The organism is Nostoc sp. CHAB 5715, assembly GCF_020829685.1.
Lineage (GTDB): Bacteria > Cyanobacteriota > Cyanobacteriia > Cyanobacteriales > Nostocaceae > Nostoc.
Map to the genome: position 1 here is coordinate 1 of NZ_JAIVFR010000330.1, position 7,019 is coordinate 7,019.

Consider the following 7,019-nt stretch of genomic DNA (forward strand, 5'->3'; position numbering starts at 1 on the left):
GAACCTCAAATCTATATACAGAGAGACTTTGACATCGTTTTGCCTAGTTTCTTGATATATCTGGGTTTCAAGCATTTTTAAGCCTTTGGTGTATTTGTCTTGCCCTGCATGGGTTTGAGGCTTGTTTCTGCCTCAAAAATGTTTAAGTCCCGTTAATTGATAAAAACTTGAGTAAAACTTATCAAGCAATTGATGACTAATCTTTTTCTAGCATTTAAACAACAGCCGCCTCTGGAATCGCGCCTTGCATTCTCCCGAAAGCATCAATCAAATTCTGCAATTGTTGATCTGCTTTAAAAACTCCTAACCCGCGCACCGTCACTTTACCTGGAGAATACACAAAGCGCGTTTTGAGATTGTCTGGTAAATTCGCCGCCAACAAGTTCCAAGCGGGTTCCTCCATCGGTGTTTCTAAAACGACGTGCTGCTTGTTTTCTGGTTTAATCCGGCTAAATCCGAGCTTTTTCGCTAGCTGTTTGAGTTCCATGACTCGCAAAAGTTGATTTGCAGAGACTGGTAAATTACCATAGCGATCGCTCCACTCGGCTGCAATCTGTTTTAATTCTGATTTAGATTTAGCTGTGGCCACCGCCCGGTATGCACTCATCTTTTGATCCAAATCAGTAATATAATCTGCTGGGATAAATGCTGTAAGGTTGAGATCAATCTGGGTATCCTCCACTTGCGGAATTTCTTGTCCTCGGATTTCCCGAATTGCTTCTTCTAGCATTTCCATGTATAAATCAAAACCAATGGCATCCATTTGACCGGATTGTTCTGCACCTAGCAAGTTACCCACGCCTCTGATTTCCATGTCGCGCATCGCTAGCTGATACCCAGAACCCAACTGAGTAAATTCCTGAATCGCTCGTAAACGTTGCCGTGCCGCGTCAGATAATGCCCGTTGCTTCGGATAAAATAACCAAGCATGAGCTTGGATACCTGCACGTCCCACACGACCGCGTAATTGATACAACTGTGCTAATCCAAAGCGGTGAGCATCTTCAATTAAAATGGTGTTGACTCGTGGAATATCTAAGCCAGATTCAATAATTGTTGTACAAACGAGGATATCTGCATCGCCATTGCTGAAAGTGAGCATGGTTGATTCTAACTCGCTTTCATCCATTTGACCGTGGGCGATCGCAAACCTAGCTCCCGGTATTACTTCTCGTAAATTGGCTGTTGTCTCTTCAATTCCATCCACCCGTGTAACTACATAGAACACCTGCCCGCCTCTGTCTAATTCTTGACGGATTGCAGTGCGGATACTTTCAGAATTAATCGGTGACAGATGGGTTTTAATCGGTCGTCTGGTTGGGGGTGGCGTGGTAATCAAACTCATTTCCCGAATTCCCGACAAGGACATATACAAAGTCCGGGGAATGGGAGTGGCGGAGAGGGTAAGCACATCAACCTGAGTTTTTAGGCTTTTAATTTTCTCTTTCTGGTTCACCCCAAACCTCTGTTCTTCATCCACTACCAACAGTCCTAAATCCTTGAATGATACGCCTTTACCTAAAATTTGGTGTGTACCAACCACTACATCTAATTCACCCGTTGCCAATCGCTTTTGAATATCACGGCGTTCTTCAGCAGACCGAAAACGGTTGAGCAAACCGACATTTACGGGGTAGGGTGCAAAACGTTCTTTGAGTGTATGGTAGTGCTGCTGTGTTAAAATAGTGGTTGGCGCAAGGAGTGCCACTTGTTTACCGGCGGTGACTGCTTTAAAAACAGCACGAATCGCCACTTCCGTCTTCCCGAAACCGACATCGCCACAAACTAAGCGATCCATTGGGCGATCGCTTTCCATGTCGCGTTTTACATCTTGGACAGCTTTGAGTTGATCGGTTGTGGGTTGGTAGGGGAAAGAATCTTCGAGTTCCTCCTGCCAAGGCATATCACTTGGAAAGCTAAAACCTTGTTGTTGCGATCGCGCTGCATACAGTTTCAACAAGTCCACCGCCAATTTTTTGATCGCTTTGCGGACTTTATTCTTGGTATTTTCCCAAGCTTTACCGGTCATCCGATTGAGTTCCGGTGCTTTATCACCTGCGGCGCGGAACCGGGATAAAGCACCTACTTGATCGGCTGCGACTCTTAATAAACCGTCAGCATACTGCACCACTAAATAATCACGGGTTTCATTATTAATCGTCAAACTTTCCAGCTTGACAAATTTACCAACACCATGATTTCTGTGAACCACATAATCGCCTGGACGCAGCTTATTGGGATCAACTTGTTTAGAAGTAGCTTTGTGGCGCTTGCGGATATAGCCGGGAGTCGCCAAGGAATGCTGCCCAAAAAATTCCCGATCTGTAATGATTACTAATCGGTACGTAGGCAGGATAAAACCTTCTAGTTCCGCAAGACCAGAATATTTTAGGGCTATGGGAGTATGGTTGATTTGGAGCTTATCTATTGCTTGGTAGTCGCGGGGATTTGGGATAAACTGAGCCGGACAATCATGTTCTTGCAATAGAGAGACAGAACGCGAAGGTTGAGCAGAAATTAGCCAGATCGAGAAATTGCGATCACGTTCTTGGCGGATGGTTTCAGCTAGTTTAGCAAACTGGTGCGGCGTGACTGGAACAGGTCGGCTAGCAAGATTAATCCCATCATTTTCCTCTGATAGTTCCGATAAATATAATGTTTTAAACCTGGCAACATCAGCCAAACACTCATCAAACGACCGATGAATTTTTGGTATTACTAAGGGAGTAGGGAGTGGGGAGTGGGGAGTGGGGGTAGATTCTTCCCCATTCTCTACTCTCCATTCCCTATTCCCCATTCCCCATTGTTCTTGGGCATTTTCCACCCAGCGATCGCTATGAGCATGACACTGTTCTGGCTCATCAATGGCAATCAGCGTATTTTCTGATAAGTAGTTTAGCAGGGACGCTGGTTGCTCGAAAGCCAACCCCAAAAAGCGACGACTACCCTCCAATAATGATGAGTTTTGAGTGCTAAGTTCTGAGTCAGAATTTAACTCATAACTCATAACTCCTAACTCATAACTATTCTTGAGTGCCGCCATGACGATGGGAGCAAAGCTAGTGGGGGTAAGAATTAACTGATCAACTTTATCGAGGGCGGAACGTTGGGTTGCAGGGTCAAATTCCCGCATTTGCTCGATTTCATCACCAAACCATTCCAGCCGGACTGGAAACTCAGATGAAACTGGGTACACATCAACAATATCACCGCGTCGGCTCCACTGTCCTTCTGTTTCCACTAGAGGTACTCTTTCGTACCCCAAAATAGTTATCTTCTCACTGAAGGCATTCAAGTCTAATTCCATCCCCCGCTTCAAAGTAAGACAGAATTGCCCAAAAGCTTCTGGTGGTGGCAAATGAGGTTGCAGCGCCCCTTGAGTAGCCACAATTGCTAAATTTGTCATTTGTCCTTTGTCATTTGTCATTTGTCCTTGGTTTGTCTCTAATGACAACTGACTAATGACTAATGACTCTTGATTTTTGAGCAAATCCGCCAATACCTGCATTTGCCCCCAACTCATCTCAGTTTCCGGGTCAAAAGGTTCGTAGGGAGAAGCCTCGGAGGTGGGGTAAAAATGTACTGTTTGCCATCCCATTGCCTCCAGTTGTGCGTAAACGCGTCCAGCTTCTTCCAGAGTGGCACAAACCACAAACAAATCCTTGCCCTGAGACTGCGCCAATGCCGAAGCCACCAAACCCTTGGGTAGTCGAGGAATGCCATTTAACCGCAATTCTTGTTGTCGGTTTAACTTAGAAATAAATTCAGTGGTAAGTGGCGATCGCGCTAAGGCACGCACAATAGAAGAAAATGACATAAGTACTACTAGTGGTGGGAGTCTTTGTGAGTCAGAAAATCTTGAGGCAGTTTATGTCAACCATTTTAAAAGTGTTAACAGCCTTCTTATTGATTCGGTGGAAGAATAATGCACAGCGACTAATAGACTTAAGAACTATAACTACTACTTTGTGTACAGTCAAAGCATTTATCGAAGTACCTTTAATACTAGATACTAAGAATTGAGCTACGTTCGCTCTGATAAGCCGCAATTTAAACATGTCCTCCATCACTTTTGAAATTTTAATCATTTTGGTGCTCGTTATAGCCAACGGTGTGTTTTCTATGTCTGAGATGGCGGTCGTCTCAGCTCGCAAGGTAAGACTACAGCAGCTTGCCAATCAAGGAGATGCCAAGGCACGGGCAGCACTGAAACTAGCTGAGTCTCCGAATCAATTTTTGTCTACAATTCAGATCGGCATTACCCTGATCGGTATCTTGACTGGTGCCTTCGGCGGAGCAACTATTGCCGAAAAACTAGCGATCTATGTGGGGCGTGTACCCTTCTTAGCACCTTATAGTCAACCGATCTCCTTCGGTATAATTGTTTTGATCATTACCTATTTGTCACTCATTGTTGGCGAATTAGTACCGAAGCGTCTGGCATTAAACAACCCAGAAAGGATTGCATCGACTGTAGCTATTCCAATGCGTGCCTTATCGGCGATCGCTTCCCCAATGGTCTATCTCTTAAGCGCTTCTACAGATTTGATCCTGCGATTACTGGGAATTACAGCTTCTACCGAGCCGCAAGTTACCGAAGAAGAAATTAAAATCTTAATTGAGCAAGGCACTGAGGCCGGAACTTTTGAGGAAGCTGAACAGGATATGGTGGAGCGAGTGTTTCGTTTAGGCGATCGCCCTGTCAGCTACTTAATGACACCCCGTCCCGATATTGTCTGGCTAGACTTAGACGACTCTATTGAAGAAAACCGTCACAAGATGGTTGATAGTGCCTACTCCCGCTATCCAATTTGTCAAGGGGGACTTGATAATGTGCTGGGTGTGATTCCAGTTACCGACTTATTAGCCAGGAGTTTTCGCGGTGAACCCCTGGACTTAACAGTGGGATTACGACAGCCTGTATTTGTGCCAGAAAGCACTCGTGGTTTGAAAGTTTTGGAATTGTTCAAGCAAACGATCACTCACATGGCGCTAGTAGTCGATGAATATGGTGTGATTCAAGGATTAGTCACTCTCAACGACATCATGAGCGAAATCGTGGGTGATGTTCCTTCAACAGATGGGCAAGATCAACCACAAGCCGTGCAACGCGAAGACGGTTCTTGGCTTTTGGATGGGATGTTGCCTGTAGAGGAGTTTTTGGAACTTTTCGGTATGGAAGAGTGGAAATCCGAAGAAAGCGGCAGTTATCAAACCTTAGGTGGTTTTGTCATCACTCATTTAGGCCGTATTCCTGCCGCAGCAGATCATTTTGAATGGCAAAGTATGCGAATTGAAGTGATGGATATGGATGGTAACCGGGTTGATAAGGTGCTAGTTGTACCAAAGGGAAGTAAATCATTGGATACGGCAAAATCTGATTAGTATTGGGCATTGGTAATTGCGGATGTTAGGAGTTAAAAATTAGGAGTTAGGAGTTATTTCTCTCCCAACCCCATGCCCAATGCCCAATGCCCAATACTTCGACTTTGCTCAGTACAAGTGCCCAATGGTATTCTATTTATGCAATTTGTCAAGTATTAGATAGACGTTGGACAGCCTCACCTGCCAACATCTGATGTGCTTGTGCCAAAACTTGAGGGATTTTATCAGCGTGGGGATTGCGAGCGAGACATTGCCCCAAGTCTAATTCATCTAGCCGATCAGCTTTGTTGCCAGGAAACCAATGGCTGGCATTACCAAGCAGGTTGTAACGCATTTTGGCATAGTCTACCAGATCGTAGGCGATCGCTAGATTTCGCAGCCACAAAATCACCCGAATATTTACCTCACCAGGGGTTTGGTCAAAGGTTGGTAGATTTGTCTGCCAGGATTTTACCCAATCTTCTCCCAAAGTAGCGATCGCTTCTTCTTCCAACCTTGCTAAAATTGGCGGTAAAATTTCTGATGCCCGATCTACTAATTCTAAAGTCTTCAGGTGTTCATCAAAATCTTGTGGTTTTGCTGCTCCCAAACTCAGGGTATGCACCTCTTGATGACTCAAACAAAACAAATCATTAAACACCATTGGACTCAAAGGGGCGCAAAGATTTACTAACTTTTGCGGTGGTTTATATAACAAACCTCCTTTATCAGATGGGCTAATAATAAACACCCCCATATCCTGGCGTTTAGCTGCTTCAATTGCCGCCCAATTCCATTGATTAATGTAGTACCAGTGCAGGTTAACATAATCAAATTGATTGGTATTAATTGTCTGCACAATCATATCTGTTGATCCGTGTGTGGAAAAACCAATAAATCTAACTTTTCCCTCTGCTTGCAACTGCTGCGCTACTTCCAAACAGCCACCAGGGCGGATGCTGTAGTCTAATGATTCAGCATGATTGATGCCGTGCAACCCTAAAAGGTCAACATAATCTAGCTGGAGATTTTGCAATGATTGTTCAAATGTCTCGCGGAATTCTTTCGCATCTGCCTTTGGGTTGATTTTGGTCTGAACAATCAACTTTTCGCGGGGAAATTGAGGTAAAACTCTTCCCAATTGCATTTCGGAAGTGCCATAACCACGAGCAGTTTCAATATGATTAATCCCAACCTCAACTGCCCTTCTAATAGTCGCTTCCAGATTTGCCTGGTTATCAGCAGGAATTTCATTATTGGGAACATCTTCCCATTTAAACTGATATCTCATGCCACCGCAGGAAAACACTGGCATCTGTAACTCTGTGCGTCCAAATCGTCTATATAGCATCAGTAGATTGTGAATTGCTTGCCAACTTAAAATCTAAAAACAACAGCCATTCAAGTCTACATTGCCACAATAACTACCTCTGTTCAATCTGTGACACTAGCAAGATTCATTGCATATTAAACTGGCCAGCTTTTTTAGTTATTCGACTGCAACCAGTATTCTATAGCCGTAGTCACATATAGGACTAATATTTGATTTCTGAAAAAGCTCGGTACAACTCGAAAAGCCTAATTCCCTATTCCCTATTCCCTACTCCCCACTCCCTTTCTTCCGTAGATAATTTCAAAAATCAAATACGATTCCT

3 protein-coding genes are annotated in these 7,019 nt (G+C 44.2%); 1 reads left to right on the plus strand and 2 read right to left on the minus strand.

The genetic code is table 11. From position 1 onward, the window contains the following. Nucleotides 1-214: 214 nt before the first annotated feature. Complete coding sequence (mfd, locus tag LC574_RS18815) at nucleotides 215-3,817, minus strand: transcription-repair coupling factor (protein ID WP_229454915.1); 3,603 nt, start codon at nucleotides 3,815-3,817, stop codon at nucleotides 215-217. A 239-nt stretch (nucleotides 3,818-4,056) separates the two neighbouring features. Here mfd and LC574_RS18820 point away from each other — a divergent pair, with 239 nt between their 5' ends. Next, the gene (locus LC574_RS18820) at nucleotides 4,057-5,385 is read left to right on the plus strand and encodes a hemolysin family protein (RefSeq protein WP_229454916.1); all 1,329 of its coding nucleotides are present in this window, start codon (nucleotides 4,057-4,059) and stop codon (nucleotides 5,383-5,385) included. Nucleotides 5,386-5,533: 148 nt separating this feature from the next. Here the strand turns inward: LC574_RS18820 and LC574_RS18825 are convergent, their stop codons facing one another. Continuing rightward, on the minus strand, nucleotides 5,534-6,715 hold the full coding sequence (locus tag LC574_RS18825) for an aldo/keto reductase (RefSeq protein ID WP_229454917.1): 1,182 nt from the start codon (nucleotides 6,713-6,715) through the stop codon (nucleotides 5,534-5,536). Nucleotides 6,716-7,019 lie beyond the last annotated feature (304 nt).

Coding starts and splice junctions, on each gene's coding strand:
- mfd (WP_229454915.1), bottom strand. CDS start 3,817: ATGTCATTTTCTTCTATTGTGCGTGCCTTAGCGCGATCGCCACTTACC.
- LC574_RS18820 (WP_229454916.1), top strand. CDS start 4,057: ATGTCCTCCATCACTTTTGAAATTTTAATCATTTTGGTGCTCGTTATA.
- LC574_RS18825 (WP_229454917.1), bottom strand. CDS start 6,715: ATGCTATATAGACGATTTGGACGCACAGAGTTACAGATGCCAGTGTTT.